Annotated in this window: 18 protein-coding genes; 11 read left to right on the top strand and 7 right to left on the bottom strand. The window is 66.4% G+C overall.

Features of this window, described 5'->3' with window-relative positions; translation table 11 throughout:
* The first annotated feature begins 48 nt into the window (after window positions 1-48).
* Window positions 49-1,551, top strand: coding sequence for a YdiU family protein (locus C935_RS0103075; protein ID WP_018861046.1), 1,503 nt, complete (start codon window positions 49-51; stop codon window positions 1,549-1,551).
* A 15-nt stretch (window positions 1,552-1,566) separates the two neighbouring features.
* On the opposite strand, the gene C935_RS0103070 is transcribed toward C935_RS0103075, so the two are convergent.
* Complete coding sequence (locus C935_RS0103070; RefSeq protein ID WP_018861045.1) at window positions 1,567-2,055, bottom strand: universal stress protein; 489 nt, start codon at window positions 2,053-2,055, stop codon at window positions 1,567-1,569.
* Window positions 2,056-2,317: 262 nt separating this feature from the next.
* On the opposite strand from C935_RS0103070, the gene C935_RS0103065 reads away from it, so the two are divergent.
* Together C935_RS0103065 and C935_RS0103060 are read left to right on the top strand one after the other, a co-directional pair.
* Complete coding sequence (locus tag C935_RS0103065) at window positions 2,318-3,823, top strand: SulP family inorganic anion transporter (RefSeq protein ID WP_018861044.1); 1,506 nt, start codon at window positions 2,318-2,320, stop codon at window positions 3,821-3,823.
* Window positions 3,824-3,877: 54 nt separating this feature from the next.
* Window positions 3,878-4,606 (top strand): rhomboid family intramembrane serine protease, encoded by a 729-nt coding sequence (locus tag C935_RS0103060; RefSeq protein ID WP_018861043.1) that lies wholly within the window; start codon window positions 3,878-3,880, stop codon window positions 4,604-4,606.
* Between the two features lie 114 nt (window positions 4,607-4,720).
* Here the strand turns inward: C935_RS0103060 and C935_RS0103055 are convergent, their stop codons facing one another.
* The 4 genes from C935_RS0103055 to C935_RS0103040 all read right to left on the bottom strand — a co-directional run bounded on the left by C935_RS0103055 (window position 4,721) and on the right by C935_RS0103040 (window position 11,423).
* Window positions 4,721-6,739, bottom strand: a complete 2,019-nt coding sequence (locus C935_RS0103055; protein ID WP_369771385.1) for a TonB-dependent receptor family protein — start codon at window positions 6,737-6,739, stop codon at window positions 4,721-4,723.
* Window positions 6,740-6,829: 90 nt separating this feature from the next.
* Window positions 6,830-8,242: a hypothetical protein gene (locus C935_RS0103050; RefSeq protein WP_196799754.1), complete on the bottom strand. Its 1,413-nt coding sequence runs from the start codon at window positions 8,240-8,242 to the stop codon at window positions 6,830-6,832.
* A 199-nt stretch (window positions 8,243-8,441) separates the two neighbouring features.
* Window positions 8,442-10,061: a BCCT family transporter gene (locus C935_RS0103045; RefSeq protein ID WP_026278612.1), complete on the bottom strand. Its 1,620-nt coding sequence runs from the start codon at window positions 10,059-10,061 to the stop codon at window positions 8,442-8,444.
* A 156-nt stretch (window positions 10,062-10,217) separates the two neighbouring features.
* Entirely contained in the window at window positions 10,218-11,423 is a 1,206-nt protein-coding gene (locus tag C935_RS0103040) for a hypothetical protein (protein WP_018861039.1), read from the bottom strand.
* Between the two features lie 411 nt (window positions 11,424-11,834).
* Between C935_RS0103040 and C935_RS0103035 the strand changes: the two genes are divergently transcribed.
* The 8 genes from C935_RS0103035 (at window position 11,835) to asnB (ending at window position 19,627) form a co-directional block, all read left to right on the top strand.
* Window positions 11,835-12,353, top strand: a complete 519-nt coding sequence (locus C935_RS0103035) for a MarR family winged helix-turn-helix transcriptional regulator (protein ID WP_038044398.1) — start codon at window positions 11,835-11,837, stop codon at window positions 12,351-12,353.
* Window positions 12,354-12,378: 25 nt separating this feature from the next.
* Window positions 12,379-12,777 carry a hypothetical protein gene (locus C935_RS0103030; protein ID WP_018861037.1) on the top strand — a complete coding sequence of 133 codons (399 nt, stop codon included), beginning with the start codon at window positions 12,379-12,381 and terminating at the stop codon, window positions 12,775-12,777.
* A gap of 69 nt (window positions 12,778-12,846) precedes the next feature.
* Complete coding sequence (locus tag C935_RS0103025; RefSeq protein ID WP_018861036.1) at window positions 12,847-14,088, top strand: Zn-dependent hydrolase; 1,242 nt, start codon at window positions 12,847-12,849, stop codon at window positions 14,086-14,088.
* A 36-nt stretch (window positions 14,089-14,124) separates the two neighbouring features.
* The gene (locus C935_RS0103020; protein WP_017925589.1) at window positions 14,125-14,868 is read left to right on the top strand and encodes a cysteine hydrolase family protein; all 744 of its coding nucleotides are present in this window, start codon (window positions 14,125-14,127) and stop codon (window positions 14,866-14,868) included.
* The gene (locus C935_RS0103015; RefSeq protein WP_018861035.1) at window positions 14,865-16,331 is read left to right on the top strand and encodes a sodium:solute symporter family protein; all 1,467 of its coding nucleotides are present in this window, start codon (window positions 14,865-14,867) and stop codon (window positions 16,329-16,331) included. The genes C935_RS0103020 and C935_RS0103015 overlap by 4 nt, the downstream gene beginning before the upstream one ends.
* A complete protein-coding gene (locus tag C935_RS13425; protein ID WP_018861034.1) occupies window positions 16,328-16,450 on the top strand; it encodes a hypothetical protein in 123 nt (40 codons plus the stop codon). The genes C935_RS0103015 and C935_RS13425 overlap by 4 nt, the downstream gene beginning before the upstream one ends.
* Window positions 16,447-17,520 (top strand): aspartate carbamoyltransferase, encoded by a 1,074-nt coding sequence (locus C935_RS0103005; protein WP_018861033.1) that lies wholly within the window; start codon window positions 16,447-16,449, stop codon window positions 17,518-17,520. The genes C935_RS13425 and C935_RS0103005 overlap by 4 nt, the downstream gene beginning before the upstream one ends.
* A gap of 88 nt (window positions 17,521-17,608) precedes the next feature.
* Window positions 17,609-19,627 (top strand): asparagine synthase (glutamine-hydrolyzing), encoded by a 2,019-nt coding sequence (gene asnB, locus C935_RS0103000; RefSeq protein WP_018861032.1) that lies wholly within the window; start codon window positions 17,609-17,611, stop codon window positions 19,625-19,627.
* Between the two features lie 30 nt (window positions 19,628-19,657).
* On the opposite strand, the gene C935_RS0102995 is transcribed toward asnB, so the two are convergent.
* A complete protein-coding gene (locus tag C935_RS0102995; protein ID WP_019572136.1) occupies window positions 19,658-20,545 on the bottom strand; it encodes a PfkB family carbohydrate kinase in 888 nt (295 codons plus the stop codon).
* The gene (locus tag C935_RS0102990; protein ID WP_018861030.1) at window positions 20,542-21,822 is read right to left on the bottom strand and encodes a diguanylate cyclase; all 1,281 of its coding nucleotides are present in this window, start codon (window positions 21,820-21,822) and stop codon (window positions 20,542-20,544) included. The genes C935_RS0102995 and C935_RS0102990 overlap by 4 nt, the downstream gene beginning before the upstream one ends.
* Window positions 21,823-21,829 lie beyond the last annotated feature (7 nt).

Here is a 21,829-nt window from a genome sequence, read left to right as displayed (position 1 = left end):
AAACGTCGCGCATCATAACGCCTGAAGCCGCGATCTGCCGAGGTATCGATGTCCCGCGCCGAAGCCCCAGCACCCAGCGCCCCCGAACTGCAATGGGTAAACCGCTTTGCCAGCCTGCCGGAGGCCTTTTATGACCGTCCGGCGCCGGCCCCGTTCCCGGATGCCACGTGCCTGGCGACCAGCGCCGAGATGTGCCAGCGCCTGGGGCTGGCCGAGACCGACCTGGCCAGCCAACCGTGGCTGGGGGCCTGCACCGAAGGACATCCGATGGAGGGCCCCGACCCGCTCGCCAGTGTCTATGCCGGGCACCAGTTCGGCGTCTTTGTCCCGCAACTGGGGGACGGGCGTGCGAAGCTCCTGGGCGAGGTCCGAACCGTCTCCGGCGAACACTGGGAGCTGCAGGTGAAGGGCGCCGGGCGCACGCGCTACTCGCGCGGTGCCGACGGCCGCGCGGTACTGCGTTCCTCGATCCGCGAGTACCTGATCTCCGAGGCGATGGCCGCGCTGGGCGTGCCGACTACCCGCGCGGTGGCCCTGTTCGGCTCCAGCCTCCAGGTCCTGCGCGAGCGCGTGGAACCGGGGGCGATCGTGCTGCGCGCGGCACCCAGCTTCCTGCGCTTCGGGCACTTCGAGTACTTCCTCTACAACGGTTACAGCGAACGCCTGCGTGAACTGATCGACTATGCGCTGGCGCACGACTACCCCGAGCTGGCGGACGCCGACGACCCGGTGGCCGCGATGCTCGAACAGGTGATCGCGAATACCGCCGAGATGATCGCCGACTGGCAGGCCGTGGGTTTTTGTCACGGGGTGATGAACACCGACAACATGAGCCTGCTGGGCCTGACCATCGACTACGGCCCGTTCGCGTTCCTGGATGCCTACGACCCGGGCTACATCTGCAACCACACCGACCAGGGTGGCCGCTACGCCTTCGACCAGCAGCCGGCGATCGCGCAGTGGAACCTGATCCGTCTGGCCGAGACCCTGGTAATCCATTTCCAGGACACCACCCGCGAGGCCGCGATCGAGCGGGCCAAGGCACTGCTGGTGGACTTCATGCCCCGGTTCGAGCAGGCCTGGCTGACGCGCATGCGCGCGAAGCTGGGGCTGGCGGAGGAGCGCGAAGGAGACCTTGAGCTGATCCATGACCTGCTGGCGCGCATGGCCGCGGAGGGCGTCGATTACACTCGCTTCTTCCGTCAGCTACCGGACCTGGAGCAGCCCGAGATCCGCGAACAGCTTGAGGGCGAGCTGGAAGACGCGGAGACCTGGCGCGCATGGTGGTCGCGCTATCAGGCGCGCCTGGAGACGGAGGCCCGCCCGTTCGAGGCACGTCGGGCGGCGATGAACGCGGTCAACCCCAAGTACATCCTGCGCAACCACCTGGCGCAGGCCGCGATCGAGCAGGCCGAGGCGGGCGATACCTCCGAGCTGCTGCGGCTGCAGGCCATCCTTGAACGCCCGTTCGACGAGCAGCCCGAGTTCGAGGCCTACGCGGACCTGCCGCCCGCCTGGGCCGCCGGCATCCAGCTGAGCTGCTCCTCCTGATGATCCGCTGCCTAATCAGTTGACCGCGCCCTCCGGGGGCAGCTTTTCCTTCATGGCTTCGGACAGCGGGACGTCGTGCACCACCAGTACCGGCAGGCGTGCGTTGCGCACCAGCCACTCGGTCGCGGACCCGGAGAGCATGCTGGCGATCTGGCTGCGACCGCGCGTGCCCATCACGATCATGTCCGCGCCCCATTCCTCGGCATGGCGGGAGATCTCCTCCGGTGCGCTGCCGATAGCCACGGCGACCTCGTCGTCCGCCTCGGCCCAGTCCTCGAGTTGTGCGCGGACCTTGTCTTCTGCCGAGTGACGCATGTCCTTCGCGTTCAGCGGCGAGGTACCGGCGCCACTGAAGGCGCCGGCCGCGCTGGGCCCCGCCACGTCCGAAGGCTTCATCACGTAGAGCAGGCGCTTCTTCGCCCCCGGGCAGTGCTGCCGCGCGACGGCCAGGGCCGCGGCGGAGGCAGGCGAGAAGTCGACGGCGATGATGACGCGCTGCAGCATGGAGATCCTCGGACTGGTCGTGGTCGGGCTGGTCGTGGGAAGGGCCTCGGCGAGACCCCACAGGGGACGCGCGGTTCAGCGTCGTGGTGCGAGGTGCTAGACTTCGCCCCCTTTCGGCGGTTTCAGTCTGTACTGGCATCAGACCGCTTGCAACCGCGCCTGCGAGAGGTGGAATACCGGTGAGCCTCCCCTCGCGCCTGTCCGCCCGCCTGTCCCGGCCCCGGTCGATACAGCGGCGCGCATCCGTATTGGGGATTCCCACGTGCAGCAGACCCTGACCGACTTCCTGCAACGCCAGCGCAAGATCTGGTTGTTCAATGTGCGCGCTGACCTGATCGCCGGGATCGTGGTCGCGCTGGCGCTGATCCCGGAGGCGATCGCGTTCTCCATCATCGCCGGGGTCGACCCGAGCGTGGGCCTGTATGCCTCGTTCACCATGGCGGTGGTGATCGCCTTCGCCGGCGGACGCCCCGGCATGATCTCGGCCGCGACCGGGGCCATGGCGCTACTGATGGTGACGCTGGTGGCGGAACACGGGCTGCAGTACCTGCTGGCCGCGACCATCCTGACCGGGATCATCCAGATCCTGTTCGCCTGGGCCAAGCTCGCCCGCTACATGATGTTCATCCCGCGTACGGTGCTTGTCGGGTTCGTGAATGCGCTGGCGATCCTGATCTTCATGTCGCAGGTGCCCTATCTGGTGGACGGCGACACCACCATGTGGGCGCTGGTCACCGCCGGCCTGCTGATCCTCTACGGCCTGCCGATGATCCCGGGCTACCCGAAGTTGCTGCCGCCGCCGCTGGTCGCGATCGTGGTGCTCAGCGTCCTGGTCTACTTCATGGGCCTGCCGACGCTGGAGGTCGGCGACATGGGCGAGCTGCCGGACGGCCTGCCGGTGTTCCTGTTCCCGGACATCCCGCTGAACTGGGAGACCCTGCAGATCATCTTCCCGACCGCCTTCGCGCTGGCGATCGTCGGCCTGCTGGAGTCGTTGCTGACCGCCTCCATCCTCGACGACCTGACCGACACCCCGTCGGGCAAGAACCGCGAGGCCCAGGGCCAGGGCATCGCCAACGTCGTCACCGGCTGCTTCGGCGGCATGGCGGGCTGCGCGATGATTGGCCAGTCGGTAATCAACATCAAGTCCGGGGGGCTGGGGCGGTTGTCCACGCTGTCGGCGGGGATCTTCCTGCTGATCTTCATCGTGTTCCTCGGCGATCTGGTCTCGATGATCCCGATGGCCGCGCTGGTGGCGGTGATGATCATGGTCTCCATCGCCACCTTCGACTGGGGCTCGCTAACCACCCTGCACAAGCTGCCGCGCACCGACGCCACCGTGCTGATCGTGACCGTCGGCACCACCGTGATCACCCACGACCTGTCGCTGGGCGTGTTCGCCGGTGTGCTGCTCTCCGCGATCTTCTTCGCGCGCAAGATGGTCAAGGCGGTCGAGGTCACCAGCGCATTGTCCGAAGACGGCCGGACGCGCATCTACACCGTGCGTGGCCAGCTGTTCTTCGTCGCCGTGGACAAGTTCATCGACAGCTTCGACTACCGCGAGGGCATCCACCACATCGAGATCGACCTGACCCGCGCCTCGCTGTGGGACAGCTCGGCGGTGGCCGCCATCGACAAGGTGGTCGGCAAGTTCCGCCGCAACGGCATGGAGGTCGAGGTCAGGACGCCGCGCGGCGAGAGCGGCGAACTCCACGACCGCCTCGCCCTGCATGACAAGGATGCCAGCCAAGAACCCGGCGGGCATTAGCGCCCAACTTCCGGAGAAATTGGACCGCGCGCCGGGGCATGGCAGGCTAGGCGGATGATGAACCTTCGCCGGCCGGTACCCCCGGCCGACCCCCGGGCCGAGCGCGAGCGGATTCGGCGCGCGCTGCTCTGGCCCATGCTGGGGGCCGCCATCCTGATCGTCATCCATGCCCTGCACGACCTGGTCGGCGGGGACTGGTCGCGGCTGGGCATCCTGCCGCGCGACGCGGTCGGGGCGCTGGGCATCATCACCTCGCCGCTGATCCACGGCTCCTGGGGCCACCTGCTCGCCAATGTGCCGACCCTGTGGGTGCTTGGCATGCTCACGCTCTACGGCTTCCCGCGCGCCACGCGCGTTGCAGTCCCGCTGATCTGGCTGATGGGGGGGCTGGGCGTCTGGCTGTTCGCCCGCGAGGGGCTGCACATTGGCGCCTCGGGCTTGACCCACGGGCTGATGTTCTTCGCCGTGGTGATCGGGATTCGCCGGCGCGATGCGCTGTCCATCGCGGTGGCCATCATCATCCTGTTTCTCTACGGCAGCATGCTCTGGGGCGTTTTCCCCAGCGGCCCCAAGGTCTCGTTCGAGGCGCACCTTTTCGGCGCGGTTGTCGGTGCGGTCTGCGGCTGGTTCCTCTATCGCCGTGACCCGTTCCCGGTGTATCGCCGGCATGACTGGGAGGACGACGACCCCACCGACCCCGAGACCCTGCGCAAGATCGAACAGGGGCGGCTCGACGAGATCGAGCCGAAAGAACCGCCGGAGGGGCCCGGGCGGCGTGATTAGGGCATCTGTCCTTGATGCAGTTCGCTGCGCTCAGTGCATCCTACGGTGATGGGGTCGGCGACGACGGTTCGTAGGGTGCCGTGAGCGCAGCGAACCGCACCGGCCCCGCCCCGCTTACCGCCCGAAGGTCATGCGCATGCCGGCCATCAGGGTCAGGCCCGGGGCCGGCTCGTAGTAGCGGCGGTTGCCGTCGTTGATGCGGATGTTGTCGACGTTGTCCGCATCCAGCAGGTTGTTCGCGGCCACGAAGGCCTCGACATGGGCGTTGCCGTCCTGCCAGTGGCGGCCCGCGCGCAGGTTCAGCGTGGTTTGTCCACCTACCCGTTCGTCGTTGGCGTCGTTCACGTAGCGCCCGCCCGTGTACAGCGCATCGACGGTGACAAAGTACGGGCCCTGGCGCCAGCCGGCCTCCACGAACAACTGCTCGCGCGGCAGCCCGGGCAGGCGATTGCCGTCGCGCCGCTCGCCCTGCTGGTCCACGAAATCCCGATAGCGGAAGTCGTTCAGGCTGAGCGCGCTGGACAGCGTCCACTGCTCCGTTGCGGACCAGTCGACCGCCAGCTCGAAGCCGTTGCGCGCGGTGCGCCCGGCGTTGGTGTAGAAGGTGCGCCCGTCCACGTTGGGCTCTTCGAACGGGGCGATCTCGTCGCGCACGCGGGTCGCGTAGACCGAGGCATCCCAGGCCAGGCGGCCGGTCTCGCGGCGGATTCCGACCTCGATGCTGCGCGCTCGCTGGGGGTCGAGATCGGCGTTGAATCCACCCCCGCCCTCGGGGTTCGCGAACTCGGTGAAGGTCGGCGTCTCGAAGTTGGTGGCCACGTTTACGTACGCTCGGTATTCGGGCCGGAAGTGCCAGATCAGCCCCGCCATCGCGCTGGTCTCGCGGAAGGTCCGCGCATCCGAGCGATCCGGTTCGCCCACCCGCTCGGAGAAATGGTCATCGATGGACATGCGGATACGGTCGTGGCGCGCGCCGAGCACCATGTTCCAGTCCGACCCCAGCGCGGTGTCGGTCTGCACGAACACCCCGCGCGAGCGGGCGCGTTCGCGCTGGTCCAGCGCGAGATCGTCGATCGAGGGGGTGCCGCCCGGGCAGTTCGCCTGTCCCTGGATATCGGTACAACGCCGGGTGCGGTCGTCGCGCTGTTCCTCCAGATCAATACCGGTCAGCACCCGGGTCGGGCCGATGTCCTGTTCGTACTGCGCGTTGAGCCCGTAGAAGTCGCGATCAAAGGCTACCCGCGAGTCGCCGGGAAATGGCAGTTGCTGCGCGTAGTCGCGCTGGGTCCAGAACCCGCCGAGGCGCAGCTCGCCGGGGCCGAGCGACTGCTCCCACTGCAACCCCGTCGTCAGCTGCTCGGCCTCCTGGGTGCTGTCGAGGGCCGTGGCCAGGGGCGCGGCGGCGCGCCGATTCTGGCGCATCTCCTCGCGCGTGAGCCCGCCAGGGTCGTCGGTGCGCGGGGCATCGAGGTAGCGCAGGTGGAAGTTCAGCGTACCCGCCTCCAGTTCCGAGGCGGTGTGCAGGCGCAGGTAGCGCTTCTCGGCGGTGGACTGGTCGCGGTAGCCGTCGATGGCGAAGTCGTGGGCGGTCAGGGAATAGCGATGGGTTCCGTGATCCTGCTCGGCGATGGCCTCGGCGCGGCGATAGCCATAGCTGCCCAGCATGACCCCGCCACCAAAGCCACGCGGGTCGCGGCCGTCGCGGGTGCGCGCAGAGATCACGCCACCGGAGGCATTGCCGTACAGCGCGGCGCTGGGCCCGCGCAGGACCTCGATGTCGCGCAGGTTCAACAGGTCGATCGCATCCACCTGTGACTGGCCGTCGGGCGTGGTCTCGGGGATCCCGTCCTGCAGGATACGCAGCCCGCGCACCCCGAACGGCGCCCGCGAGCCGAAACCGCGGATGGAGATGCGCGCGTCCTGCGCGAAGTTGTAGCGGTTCTGGGCGAACAGCCCCGGCACGCGGTTCAGCGACTCGTCCAGCTGCAGGCCCTGGCGTCCTTCGGTGGCCTGGCGCTCGTCCACGCGCGATACCGCCGCCGGCAGGTCCGCCAACGGTGTGGCCAGCCTGGGCGCGGTCACCGTGATCTCCACCGGGTCGAGCACCGGCACGTCGTCTTCAGCGACGGCCATCGGGACCGCCAGGCCCAGCACCGGCAACAGGGCAGCCGGGGCCCCGAGACTCCGGATTCGCCCCCCTGCTAGCCGCCCGGGCATCGCGGGTCAGTCCCGGATGATCAGCTGCTGAGCGAGAAGCTCGCCATGATCGAGGAAGGCGTCGTACAGCGCGCGGCTGCGTTCGGCCAGTGCCTCGTCGTCGCCCCAGGCACCCGGGTTGTCGAAGGCCTCGCCCGTGCGGTAGCCGTTGGCCACGGCCATCATGAAGGCCGTGACGGATTGGGTGGTTACGGTCGGGTCGGTCACCGACCCATCCTTGTAGGCCAGCCGGGTGGGCACGATGTCGGACCCAAGATGGTATTCGAGAGCGCCCTCGAGCAGGCGGTCAATCGCCGCACCCAGTTCGTCTTCCAGCTCCGGTGCGCGCTCGCTCAGTAGCTTGGCGGTCCCCTCGCGTTCGCGCAGCAGGGAAAAGCCTCCGGTGACCTGGTGGACAAACCGCCATTGCGCGGCGACGTCGACGTGGGTGGAGGCCGCGTGGGCCTCGCCGTCCTCGAACTCGATACGTGCGGGCAGGCCCCAGTCGCGGATCGGCCCGTCTTCGGCCACGATGGCGCGGGTGATAGAGGCGGTGCGATCCGCCAGCCTCTCGGCGCGCGCCTGGTCGTCCGCATCCCCGAACAGGTAGAGCGTCTCGTAGATCCCCTTGAGGCCGCGCAGCAGCGCCCCGACCTGGTCCACCGACCACTCCGCGCCCTGGTTGCGGACGAACATCCCGGCATCGTCGTCCCAGGCCGCGTCAGCGGTGTCCGCCATGGCCCGGGCGATCTCGACCATGTCCTCGCGCGAGTGGCCCAGCCAGCCCGCGAGGGTCTGGAGCTCCAGTTGCCCCATGTCGTCCTCGCCACCGGGCTTGTCCTGCCGCACCCAGGCGTAGGCCGGGGCGTGCAAGGCGTCGAGGCCGAAGGCGAGGGCGTCGAGATCCGAATCGTTGGCGGCGGCCACCTCGCCGTCCGCGTAGCGTTCGTTGACCAGGTGGTCCGTCAGCGCCGCCATCAGCGGTGCCGGGTTGTGGGTGATTTCGTCGTACAGGCCCAGGTGTTCGAAACGTCCGCCACTGTGATGCATATGGTAGAGATACGCGGCATCGGCATAGGCCGCCGGATCGGCCTCGTCGTCACTGCCGGACTGGGCGCGGATGCGCCCTTCTTCCACCAGCTTGCCGTGCACCGTATCCAGCAGGCCGAGCCAGGTCTCGCCGACCTGCTGCATCGGGTCATCGACCAGTTCGGGGCGGTATCCGTCATGCCCCAACTCACTGTCGCGCATCAGCCGCCCCTTGACCGCCAGCGCCCCGAGCACCATGAACGCATCATCGGCCGTCATCCCGTCGGCATGCACGAGCACACGGTCCTGACTATCCAGCGCGTGCGCGATCCCGAGTGGCGAGGCCTGTGCGAGCACGGGCCCCAAGAGCGAAAACGCGGCCGCCGCCGCGATTGCGGACTGCTTCATCATGGACTCCCTGGTTTTCTGTGAGCTCCGGGCCTGGCCGGCCTTTGTTATCCGGACCGGGCGCATAAACTTCGGTTCCGCTTCGATTGCATCGCACCATCGGCAGAGGGTCGGTGCGTTCGCCCACGGAAAAACGCCCCGCCGGTCATGAACCGGCGGGGCGTGGATTACGCATTGCGGCGAAATCCGTTCGAATGGAGCACTACCCGGCCGCCTCCTTCAGCCGGATCAGCTTCAGTTCGTGGAACAGCCCCATCATCAGGCTGACACACATGAACAGCAGCACGATCACGAAGGGCAGGCCGGTGCTCACCGCGCCGGCCTGCAGGGCCTGCAGCGCGGCCGCGCCACCCACCGCCAGCAGCACGCCAGCGATCACGCCCTCGACCGTGGCCCAGAACAGGCGCTGGGACTGCGGGGCATCGGTCTTGCCGCCGGAGGTGATCGAGTCGATCACCAGCGAGCCGGAGTCCGACGAGGTGATGAAGAAGACCAGCACCAGGGTGATCGCCAGCAGCGAGGTGATCGTGGTCAGCGGCAGGTGCTCCAGCAACTGGAACAGCGCCAGCGAGGAGTCGCTGATGCCGTCGGCCAGCGCGCCGACTCCGTCGCGGGCCTGATCGAGGCCGGTCCCGCCAAAGGCACTCATCCAGATCACGGTCACGGCCGTCGGCACCAGCAGCACCGCGGTCACGAACTGACGCACCGTGCGCCCGCGCGAGACCCGCGCGATGAACATGCCGACAAACGGCGACCAGGAGATCCACCAGGCCCAGAAGAAGATCGTCCACTCGTGGTAGAAGGTCTGGTCATCACGGCCCACCGGGTTGCTGAGCGGCCACATGTACTGGGCGTAGGCGCTCAACGTGATGCCGGTGTTGGAGAGGAAGGCGATAAAGCCGCCGAACAGGGCCACGAACAGCAGCAGGATGGCCGCCAGCGTCAGGTTGATGTTGCTGAGCACGCGCACCCCGCCATGGATGCCGCGCATGATCGACAACAGGGCGATGACGGTAACGCCGATGATGATCGCGACCTGGGTGTTCAGCCCGGCCTCGATGCCGAACACCGACTCCAGCCCCGATGCCGCCTGCTGCGCCCCAAGACCCAGGGAGGTGGCCAGGCCGAACAGGGTGGCGAGTACCGCCAGGGTGTCGATCACATGCCCGATCGGGCCCCAGATCCGCTCGCCGAAGATCGGGTAGAACGCGGAGCGGATGGTCAGCGGCAGGCCCTTGTTGAAGGCAAAGAACGCCAGGGCCAGGCCCACCACGGCATAGATCGCCCACGGGTGCAGGCCCCAGTGATACATCGTGGCGCCAAGGGCCGCGTGCTTGGAGGCCTCGGTGCCGCCCTCGATGCCGAGCGGCGTCCCGAACCACTCGGTGAAGTAGCCCACCGGTTCGGCCACGGCCCAGAACATCAGCCCGATGCCCATGCCGGCGGCGAACAGCATCGAGAACCAGGACAGCACCCCGAAGTCCGGCTTCGCATCCTGACCACCAATCCGGATGCTCCCGATCGGCAGCAGGATCAGGGCCAGGCAGAACAGCACGAACAGGTTGCCGGCCGACAGGAACAGCCAGTCAAAGGTTTCGCCGATCCAGGCGCGCGTGGCGCCCAGGCCCTCGTCGGCCTGTTCCGGGAACAGCAGGGACAGGATCACGAACACGAGGATCAACAGGGCGCTGACGGCGAATACCGGGTTGTGCAGATCCAGCCCCAGCGGGTTGATGTTCTGTTCGCCGATCTCGTGATCGGTCTCGTAACGGGCTTCGAGCTCCTCGATCTCCCGTTGTGGATCTTGTGCGTTGTCGCTCACGATCTCCTCCTTGGAAAACAGGTCCGGAACCGCCGACAGCCTTTGGTCCATCCGTGTACGGGCTGCGGGGGTCCGGCGTCGTGAATGTGCCTTGTTTTTGTGGCCCCGAAGCGCATGGTCTCATCCGCATGAAGCCCGCTACTTCCTGCATCTGCGTCAGAAGTAGTAGCCGAAGTTGATGTTGAAGCGGGCCTCCCAGTTGTCGTCCTCGTTAGCACCGAGACGGTCGCCGAACGGGTTGTCGCCCCGACGGTTGCCACCAACAAACTCGTTGCCGTTGGAGTAGGCGAGATCGGTGTAGATGTACCAGTTGCCTCGGCCCCAGGCGGCACCCAGAACCAGAAGATCGCTGTTGTTGAAATCGCTCTCGCGCTTCACCACGGAACTGAATTCGGCATAGGGGATCACGAAGTCGAGCCATCCGATGTTTGGCGTCTCGTGGTAGTAGCTGAGCGAGATTGCCGGCACCCAGCCCTCGGTGGCCACGGTATTCGGAAAGTCGTACGCGCCCATGTCAATGCGGCGGTCTGTGACGCTGCCGTCGAGCAGCGTGTGTTCGTCCACATCCATTTTGTAATAGGTCAGCTGGCTGGCTAGTGTCCAGTTGCCCCAGCTGTTGACCATGTGGCCGGATACTGCGAAGTGGTCTCCGTCATCCTGAGGCCCGCGACTTCGCAGCTCTCCGTACTGCGCCGAGAAGCCCACCTCGTGTTCGGTATCGGGGATGCTGTAAATGCCGCGGATATTCACCTGGTTACGCTCTTCGTAACCGTCTCCGGTCTCGTTTACGACGTCGTAGGAGTAGCGGGCGCTGTCTTCGGTATCACCCGAGTAGGAACCGGCATCGGAATAGAAATAGGCAAAATCCCAGGTCCAGTCGCCCATCGGCATCGTGTACTTGGCGCCGAGGTTCATGTTGTCCGACAGGCCGAGGTAATAGTGCTGGTCGAAGAACCAGCTCTGGGAGACACCCCAGGGTCCGGGACCGAAGGGCGCGCGGGTCACGCCGACTTCGAGCTGGCTCTCGTTGTCGAATTGATAGCCGACCCAGCCGGTATGCAGCATGTTGTATCCCTCGTACCAGCGATACTCGAGCTTCCCGAGCCAGGCGCCATTCTCGTAATCCAGGTTGATGCGGGCGGTATCCAGGGTGAAGTCGCCCCCTTTGCCCCATTCGCGGCGATCGCCATCGGGGTAGTCGCCCAGGATGTAGTTCGCCCGCAGGGCGCCCCCGATGGTCAGATTCCCCACCTGGATGCCGTCGTACTCGGCGGCCGCGGACTGCGGGCTAAGGGCCAAGGTTAGCGCCATGGCTCCGGACAGCCCCATACCCAGGGGCCGGCACAACGTGTACTTGTCCATGCTGTTCTCCTCCCGAAAAGGTCCGTCAGGGAGGTCAAGCATTCTGGGGAGACGACTGACCCATTCCCGCCGCGAGAGGATTGGTGTACAGCATATGCACTCCTCTGATGGATGGCCGCGCTTCGCGGACGTTGCCGGTTTGGTCAAACTCCTCTTGATGCCGACCTGCCTGTCCCTGTCCCTGTCCCCTGTAGTAGTGCGTCCCAAGATCTGACCGCGAGCGCGGTCCTTAATGATGGCATTGCCGGCAAGGAATAGATCGCCGTACCTGGCCGAATGGACCATCTCCGTGGCCCCTCCCCTAGATAGACGCATGTACACGTCTTGTCCAATGACTGAGTAGCCCAGACTTGCGCTAATAGTATTTTTGTACAAAACTATATGGCAATAGCCACACTGAGCCCGACTGTGATGTCAGCTGTTTCTGCCCAGAACGAACCTCAACGCCCCGCGACGGAAGGGGAACCGGATCTGCCGCGTTCCGTGATCCGTCAGCTGCGCGTGATCATCCGCGCCCTGCAGGGGCACTCGCGGGCCGTCGAGCGTGCCTGTGGCATCAGCGCCTCGCAGTTGTGGGCCCTGTGGGAGCTGCAGCGTACGCCTGGGCTGAATGTCAGCGATCTTTCTCGCCGGCTGTCGGTCCATGCCTCGACCACCTCGAACCTGCTGGACAAGCTGGAATACAGCGGGCTGGTCGAGCGCCGCCGCCCGGAGAAGGACCAGCGCATCGTACGGCTGTATGTCACGCCCAAGGGGGAGGAGCTCCTGTCCGATGCCCCGGCGGCCCCCCAGGGCGAGTTGAACCGCGCGTTGCACGCCCTCCCGTCCGAGCGCCTGGCGGAGCTGGATCAGGGGCTGACCCTGCTGGTCGAGGCGATGAACACCACCGAGCCTCGCGCCGGTCTGCAGCCGTTCGAGGTGAAGACCTGAGCGGCGTTGCCGCCGGGAATGCGCCATGCGCTCTCTCCTGCTCTCCAGCCTGTTGCTGCTGTTGCCGCTGGTTGCTCTGGCCGAGCCGCGATTCGACGACCCGCCCAGCGACACGCGTGATGGCGGCCTGACACTGCAATGGAACGCCGAGGGCCCAGTCGAACTCGAACAGGCAAGCGGCCCGGACTTCGATGACGCCCGCGTGATCTATCGCGGCGGGGATACCAGCAGCGTGATCAGCGGCCTCCCGGATGGCGAGTATCGCTTTCGCCTCAGGGCCGAGGGCGCGGACGACTGGGCCGACGAGGCCCGCGTCGAGGTGGCGCATCACAGCCTGACCCGGGCCTTCGGCTTCTTTGTACTGGGTGGCGTCGTCTTCCTGGTCCTGATCGTGGCCATCCTGCGCGGCCGGCCGCGCGACTGAATTCATCTGCCCCGCCCCGTCGATCCGCGTGCACTGCGACCGGGCCTGGAGGCCCTGACGGAGAACACGATGCACGAACTCAAGATCAACATGCCGCGCTTGCAACAGGACATCAGCGACCTGGCCCAGATCGGGCGCGATGCCGACCGTGGTCTGCACCGGCGTGCCTTCAGCGAGGGTGACCGTGCCGGGCGCGAGTGGTTTCGTGGCCGGCTGGAGGCCGCGGGGCTGGATGTCTGGCAAGACGGCGCCGCCAATCTGCACGGTCGCCTGGACTACGACGGCAAGCGCCCGGTGGTCGCCATGGGCTCGCATCTCGATACCGTGCCCGGTGGCGGGCCACTGGATGGTGCGCTCGGTGTGCTGATCGGGCTGGAGGTCCTGCGCACGGCCAAGGAGAACGCGGTCGAGCTGCAGTATCCGCTCGAGGTGATCGACTTTACCGACGAGGAGGGCCGGTTTGGCGGCATGTTTGGTTCCCAGGCGATTGCCGGCAAGCTGACTCCGGAAAGCATCAGCCATGCCCGTGACCTCGAGGGCATCACCCTGGTCGAGGCGATGGCGGACTGGGGACTTAACGCCGATGATGCGCTGAGTGCCCGACGCGACCCGCACACCTTGCATGCCTTCATCGAGACCCATATCGAACAGGGCCCGGTGCTGGATCGCCGCGGCCTGAGCGTGGGCGTGGTCGAGGCGATCACCGGCCTGTTCAAGTGGGAGGTGCGCCTGAAGGGGCAGCCGAACCATGCGGGCACCACGCCCATGGACATGCGCATCGATGCCTTCCAGGGGCTGGCCGAGTTCGGCGGCGAGATCAATCGACTGCTGGAGGAACACGGCAGCCCGAACTCGCGCGCGACCATCGGCCGCGTGGAGCTCTCGCCGGGGGCGGCGAACACCGTGCCGGGCATGGCGACGTTCTCCTTCGAGGTGCGCGATACCGACGAGAAAGTCCTGACCGCGCTGGCCCACGCGGCCCGCCGCACGTTGTCCAGCCTCGCGCGCCGGCGCGACCTGATGTTCGAGTTCGATGTGCTCTCCGAGATCGATCCGGTGCGCTGCGACACGGGCATCGTGCAGACCATCGAGGCGACGGCCGAACGCATGGGCCTGGAGTACCTGACCATGCCGAGCGGGGCCGCGCACGACACGCAGAGCATGAGCGCGATCACGCGTACCGGCATGATCTTCGTGCCGAGCCTGCAGGGGCGTAGCCATTCCGCGGCGGAATGGACAAACTGGGAGGACATCGAGACCGGCGCCAACCTGACGCTGCAAAGCGCCCTGGCCCTGGCCGCCCGTTCGTGAGCATTTCTCGTCACCGCGACCCAAGGACCGCTCGGCATGGCCAATAACGACAACGTCTCCCAGCTCACCGACTACGACTCCCTGGATCCGCTGCGCGAGCAGTACCAGGAGAGCCTGATCACGACCCCGGTCCTGCGTCAGGAGCTGCGCGAGCATCACGTCGCCCTGCTGTGTATCGACCTGCAGTACCTCGACGCCGCGCGCGGTCACGGCGTGTTCGCCGACTCGGTGCAGTCGGGGGTACCGCCCGAGGCGCAGGAGTACTACTTCAACCGCCTGGAGCAGACGGTGCTGCCGAACGTGCGCCGGCTGCAGGACGCGTTTCGCGAGCAGGGGCTGGAGGTCATCCACACGCGCATCCGCTCACTGACCCACGACGGCCGCGACCGCAGTCCGGGACACAAGCGCCTGGGTCTGCATGCCGCGCCCGGCTCCAAGGACGCGGAGTTCGTCGAGCAGGTGGCACCGGTGGGCGACGAGATCGTGCTGGACAAGACCGCCAGCGGGGTCTTCAACTCGACCAACCTGCACTACATCCTGCGCAACCTGAACATTTCGGCGCTGTTCATCGTCGGCGTGTACTCCAACGAGTGTGTATCCACGGCCGTGCGCGATGCCTGTGATCTGGGCTTCTATGTCACGTTGATGGACGACGCCACCGCGACGGTGACCCCGGAGATGCAGAAGGCGACGATTACCACCATCAAGGATCGCTACGCCCGCGTGATGACCACCGACGAGGCGATCCGCGAGATCAAGAAGGTGAAGGAGGCCTCGTGACCGGCCTCGACGACCCGATCCTCCCGACCTCCATCGCCTGGGGGCTGCTGATTGCGTTCAGCATCCTCTGGGTGGCGCTCGGCTGGTGGCTGGGTCGTCACAACAAGACCGCCGAGGACCACATGCTGGCCGGTCGCAACGTGGGGCTCGCGCTGGCCACCGCGACTGCGATGGCCACCTGGGTGACGGCCAACACTACGATGACTGCCCCGCAGCTGGCGCTGCAGCTGGGGGTCTGGGGCATGCTCGGGTATTCGCTGGGCGCGCTGGGCCTGGTCCTGTTCGCGCCGCTGGCGCGTCGCATCCGCGAGCTGATGCCACGCGGCTTCACCTCCGGGGACTTCATACGCCTGCGCTTCGGCACCTTCACCTGGCGCGTGTTCCTGCTGGTCTCTCTGATCTACGCCTTCGGCTGGCTGGTCTCGATGGCGATGGCCGGCGGGGTGCTGATCAATGCCCTGGCCGGGATCGACTACCGCGTGGGCATGACCGTGATCCTGGCCGTCTGCGTGATCTACACCCTGCTGGGCGGTCTGCGCGCGGTCATCGGCACGGACTTCATCCAGACCATCATCATCATCGCCGGCGCGGCGTTCATCGCCTGGCTGACCATCGACAAGGTTGGCTTCGAGGCGATCCACTTCAACCTGATGGAAGAGCGTCCGGAACTGCTGAGCCTGCTGTTCCCGGCCGCGATCATGTTCCTGTTCAACAACCTGCTGTTCGGGGTGGGCGAGATCTTCCACTCCAACGTCTGGTGGTCGCGCGCGTTCGCCTTCGGGCGCAACGTCGGCTTCCGTGCCTACCTGCTGGGCGGACTGCTGTGGTTGCCGATCCCGATCGTGGCCGGCTTCATCGCCCTCGCCACGCCGGCACTGGGCATCAATGTGCCCGCCGCGGACATGGTCGGGCCGCTGGTCGCGGCCGAGGTGCTCGGGCTGACCGGCGCGATCGTGGTTTTCATCGTGGTCTTCGCCGCGCTCGCCTCGAGTCTCGACTCGCTGCTGGCGGCCACCTCGGACCTGGTTACCCGCGACATCTACCGGGGCCACATCCGCCCGCAGGCCAGTGAACAGAATCAGTTCCGCGCGACCAAGGTGATCGTCGTGCTGCTGGGTCTGCTGACCTGGCTGGCTGCGAGCTATCGCGGCGAGCTGCCGATCATCGGCTCGCTGGCCGAGCTGCTGTACTTCACGGGTGCGTTCGTGGCCTCGGCGATCTGGCCGATTGTGGCCGGGCTGTACTGGCGGCGCGCGAACCCGCACGGCGCGGCCTGGTCGATGATACTGGGGTCGGGCATTGGGCTGGCCAGCTATTTCCTGATCGGTTTTTATGTCGCGGCACTGGTGGGCGCGGCCGTTTCCCTGGCCGTGATGGTGCTGAGTACCTGGCTGGCGCCGCGGCCGTTTGACTGGGATCGCCTGTCCCGCGACGCCACGGCCGAGGAGGTCCGGACCGCATGATCATCTCGACGACCGCCCTGTCCGTAATCGTGGTGGTGGCCACGCTGGTGGCCACACTGACCCCGATCCTGCTGCTGGCGATGTTCATTCGCGACTGGAAAAAAGGACGCCTCTGGTGAACTACACAGAAGATCCATTGCACGTGCTCCACCCGAAAGACGGCGCCGCCGGTACCGACCGGCCGAAGGCCCTAGTCGAGGCGGTGGAGGAAGACCCGGACCCGCTCCTGAAGCTGGCAGCCGCGCATGTGGTCTCCAGTCAGCAGTTCTCGCGCGACGAATTGCTGCAGCTCTTTCGCCTGGCCGCGCAGTACGAAACCACGCCGGCACTGATGCATCTGCCGCTGGCCGGCAAGATCCTGATCAGCGCGTTCTACGAGCCCTCAACCCGCACGCGGCTGTCGTTCGAGAGTGCCTGGCATCGCCTGGGCGGGGCGGTGATGTCGATCACCGACCCCAAGAGCACCGGCATCGCCAAGGGCGAGTCGCTAGCGGACATCGCCGAGATGTTCAACAACTACGGCGACGTGCTGGTGCTGCGTTCCTCGGATGGCGAGGCGGCGCACAACATGCTGGAGAACCTGCGTATCCCGTTGGTCAACGCCGGCAACGGCATCGACGAGCATCCAACCCAGGCCCTGGCCGATGTCTACACCCTGGCCAAGTGGCGACCGGAACTGTTCACCGGCTCCGTGGCCGCGGAGAACCGCATCAAGGTCGGGATCATCGGGGTGCCCTCGCGCATGCGCACCGTGCGTTCGCTGCTGCGCATGCTGAGCCTGTTCCCGGATGCGGTCGAAGAGGTAGCGATCATCTCGCGTGAGGACGAGAACTTCGATCCCGGCCAGCGCGAAGAACTGGAAGAGGCTGGCCTGAAACTTCGCGTAGTGCACGAACTGGACCCGCTGCTGCCGGAACTGGACGTCGTCTACATCAACGCGATTGCCTGGGTGGGCGATACCTTCGAATCCATGGGCGAGGGTCTGAAACTGGACCGCAATTCGCCGCTCAAGAAGGGCGCGGTCATCCTGCACCCCCTGGCCCGCGGTGACGAATTGTCCACGGATCTCGACGACACCCCGCACAACTGGTACTTCGCCCAGGCCCGCGGGGCCGTGTTCGTGCGCATGGCGCTGTTGACCACGGTGGTCCGCCGCATCAGTGCCGTCATGGACACCCCGGACGACTGATTCAGCGTAGCAATTGAACCGCGAGCGGCGTGGCGCGCCATGAACCGCGCCCCGCTCGCATCACGTAATCGAACCAAGGAGACATGCCATGTGTGGCATCGCCGGAATCTTTCACGCCGACCCCAATCGCAAGGTGGACCCGCAGACCCTGGTCAATATGGCCGCGATCCAGTATCACCGCGGGCCCGACGGCTTTGGCTATCGCACCCAGGACGATCGTGGCGTGGGTTTCTCGCACGCCCGGCTGTCGATCATCGACCTGGACGAGAACCGCGGACGCCAGCCGTTCTGCATGACCGACGGATCGATCATGACCGCAGTCAACGGCGAGCTGTACGACTACAAGCGTATCCGCACCGACCTGACCTCGCGCGGGGTGCAGTTCCGCACCAAGAGCGACTCCGAGATGGTCATGCACCTGTACCGGCGCGAGGGCCTGGAGGACGCGATCAAGCACTTCCGCGGCGAATTCGCGATCTCGCTGTATGACCGCGAGCATGATCGCCTGGTGCTGATCCGCGACCGCTTCGGCATCAAACCCCTGTACTTCACCGAGGCCAACGGCAGCTTCGTGTTCGGTTCCGAATTGAAGGTGCTGTTCGCCAACCCCGATGTTCCGCGCCAGTTCGCCGATGACGGGCTTTATCATCAGCTGATGCAGACTATGGTCCCGGGCACCACCGCCTTCGAGGGCATCCAGCAGGTGAAGCCCGGCCACATGGTCATCGTCGAGCGCGCCCACGGCAAGCTGAAGGTGCGTCAGGAGAAGTACTGGGACATGGACTTCCCGCTGGCCAGCGAGCGCCCACCAGAGGAGAACACCGACGAGAACTACTGGATCGAGGGTGTGCGCAGTCAGTTGATGGAGGCGGTCCAGCTGCGCCTGGAGGCCGACGTACCGGTGGCCTGCTACCTCTCCGGCGGGATCGACTCCTGCATCACACTGGGCCTGGCCTCGGCCAGCCAACAGTCGCCGGTCAAGGCGTTCACCATCGGCTTCGACAACGACGACTACGACGAGACCGCGATCGCCCGCGAGATGGCCGAGAGCGTCGGCGCCGATCAGGACATCCTGAAACTGGACGCCGACCACCTCTACGACAACTTCGAAGAGGCCCTGTGGCACGCCGAGCGCACCATCTACAATACCCTCGGCGTGGCCAAGCTGCTGATGAGCCGCCACGTGAACGAGGCGGGCTACAAGGTGGTGGTCACCGGCGAGGGTTCGGACGAGCTGTTCGGCGGCTACCCGGCCTTCCGCCGCGACATGTTCCTGCACGGCCTGGACACCCTGCCCGAGGCCGACCGCGCCGCCTGGCAGCAGATGCTGAACGAGTCCAACGAGCTGTTCTCCGGCGCCATGCTGGCCGAGGACGAGGTCGACGACCCCGAGTTTACGAAGATGATGGGCTTTACCCCGTCGTGCCTGCAGCCCTGGCTGGCAGCGGCCGAGCACGTCCCGGGTCTGCTGCACCCGAAACGCCGCGAACGCATGGAGGGCTACCAGCCGGGCAAGGCGATCGCCAACGCCCTGGATGACGACATGCTGGAAGGCCGTCATCCGCTGGACAAGGCCCAGTACGTCTGGATCAAGACCATGCTGGAGGGCCAGATCCTGACCTGGGGTGGTGACCGCATGGACATGGCCAACTCCATGGAGGCGCGCCCGCCGTTCCTCGACCACCACCTGGCCGAATTCTGTGCCCACCTTCCGCCGACCATGCGCATCAAGGGCCGCACCGAGAAGTATGTGCTGCGCGAATCGATGAAGGGCCTGCTGCCCAAGGTGCTCTACGAGCGCGAGAAGTTCGCGTTCATGGCCCCGCCGGCGCACACCGACCCGGTCAAGTGGGCGGCGATGAAGGCCCTGGCCGATCGCTACCTGTCGCCCGAGAAGGTGGCCGAGGCGGGTCTGCTGGACCCGGAAGGTGTGCGTCGTGTGTTCGAAATCCACGAGGACGAGAACACCCCGGCGGCCACCCAGGTCCAGCTGGATGCTGTGATCAACCACATGATCGGGGTGCAGGTGCTGCACGAGAAGTTCGTCGCCACCGACATCCCGGCGCTGGCCCGCCAGAAGGCCGACGAGTTCGGCTGGCGGCCCTGAACGGCCCTGTAGGGGCTTTGATGCCCCTCGCTACTCCCAGTTCTCCCTTGCGGCGTGGTAGAACGCCGCATCCTGGGAGGTGGCCCCCTGGAGCGTGCAGACGCGGGCGGCAAACTCCAGCGCCCGGTCCAGAATGAGCGGTGTGGCCCAGCCCTGAACAAGCCCGATGATCGCGACACTGGCAAAGGCGTCTCCGGCGCCGACTGCATCGCGGAACCCCGTAACGTCCGGGGCCGGGGCCTTCACCACATCGCCATGCGCCGGATGTACCTCGGCACCTTCGGCTCCCAGGGTCACGATTACGGCCTCGCGGACCTCCGCCTTGCGCAGGAGGTCGTGTGCACGCCGGTCAGGCGTGGAGCCGGGCATCAGTTCATCCAGCTCATCGCGGTTGAGTTTGATGACGTCCGCACCCCGCACCCATGTGTGCACATCCTCCAGCGAGTACCAGGGCGCGCGCAGATTGACGTCTACGAAACGGCGTCGAGCCCGGTTGCGCAGGTGATCGAGCAGCCCGCGGTTGCCCGCGCGCAGGGCCAGGGTGCCGTGGTACAGCAACGCGGGCGGGTCGGGCAGGGTCTCGGCCCAACTTGGGGACACATCGTCATAGGCCTGGTTCGGCACGATGTCGTAACTGGGCTCGCCCCGATCCAGGTGGATATCGACCCGCCCGGTAGGTGCGCTTGGGTGGTCATAGAGCCCGCGTTCGTCCATACCAATGGCGCGCATCGCGGAGCGGATCTGGGCGCCCGCGTCATCGCGTCCAACGCCGCCGACAAAGCAGGCCGTTGCGCCCAGTTGATGCAAGTTCCAGGCGACATTGAATGGGGCGCCACCCAGTACCTGCTGTCCGTCCGGGAAGACGTCGAACAGGGCCTCTCCAAAGACCAGCACGGGTTCCGTGGTCCTCGTCGTCATGCGTGCTCGATGCGGTCGCGACCGTTCTTCTTGGCCTTGAGCAGGGCCTGATCGGCCAGGTCGAAAATGGTCTCTGCCGGCAGACCCGGATCGATCGAAGCCATGCCGGCCGAGATCGTGACCTTGAGTCGGGTATGGCCTGCACGCACGATCAGGCGATCCACGGCCTGGCGGATCGTCTCCGCACGTTCGCGCACGTCGTCCGGCGAACCGTAAAGCACCATCACGAACTCCTCGCCCCCGTAGCGCGCGACAAAGTCGGAGCCGTGCAGTCCCTCGGCCAGGATCTCGGCCACCGCCTTGAGCACTTTGTCGCCCGCATTGTGGCCGTACTCGTCGTTGATCGCCTTGAAGCGGTCGATGTCCCAGACCACCAGGCTGGCTTGCATCCCGTCGGCCAGTGCGGCCCGGAGATCCTCGAGCATGCGTTCAAATGTGGTGCGGTTGGGGAGGCCGGTGAGGCTGTCACGCGCGGCCTCCGCGCGCGCCTGTTCAAGCCGCTTGTGCAGGACCTGGATCTGCGACTCGAGTGCGCGGCCCTTGCCGCGCAGGTGGCGATTGCGCTCGAGCGCCGAGCGCAGTTCGCCCTCCTGCTGTTCGCGAAATTCCGTTACGCGGACCACGACGCGATCCAGTCCCGCGATCGCGCGTGCCCGGAGGCTCTGCAGGTCGTCGCTGGCGTTCAGGTCGCCCTTGAGGGCCTGGACATCGCCGGAGATCCCCTCGTGCAGTGCGCTTAGCGAGGTCCGCGCCCGCTGACCCCGCGCCTCGTCCTCCGACAGGGCCTGGTCGACCTCCTCCAGGCGGCTCCAGATCTCGCCGACCACCTCGGTCAATTCCTCCCGTTCGTGGAGTGCGGTCTGGCACTTGTCGCGCAGGACGGAGAACACGCGAGCCAGCGTGCGTTCGATTTCGATCGTGTCGCGGTGATCGGTCGCGCGGGCGAACTCCCCCATTTCGGAATCGAGGAATTCGAAGCCATGTAGGCCGCGCTCGACCACATTCAGGATGGTATCCGCCAGGTCCGCGCGCTGATCGCTGGAGCGCATGGCATCTGCCAGCTGGCCACCGAGTCGGTCGAGCGAGGCGGTATCCGCCGGATCCGTCTCGATCGCGCGCGTCAGCTCATGGGCGGCGCCCTCCAGCGCGGGGACACGGGCGGCGACGACCGAAAGGGCCCGCAGGGCGACGCGGCGCAGGGCATCCTGCCGCGCCTGCTCGACATCCAGCCTCCGCTCCAGGTCGATGATGGTCCTGCGGAAGTCAGAGGCGGACATGGCGGGG

This window comes from Thioalkalivibrio sp. ALJ3, assembly GCF_000377205.1.
Taxonomy (GTDB): domain Bacteria; phylum Pseudomonadota; class Gammaproteobacteria; order Ectothiorhodospirales; family Ectothiorhodospiraceae; genus Thioalkalivibrio.
Note: the sequence above shows the minus strand (reverse complement) of the source record. Positions and strands in the feature narration are given on the sequence as shown.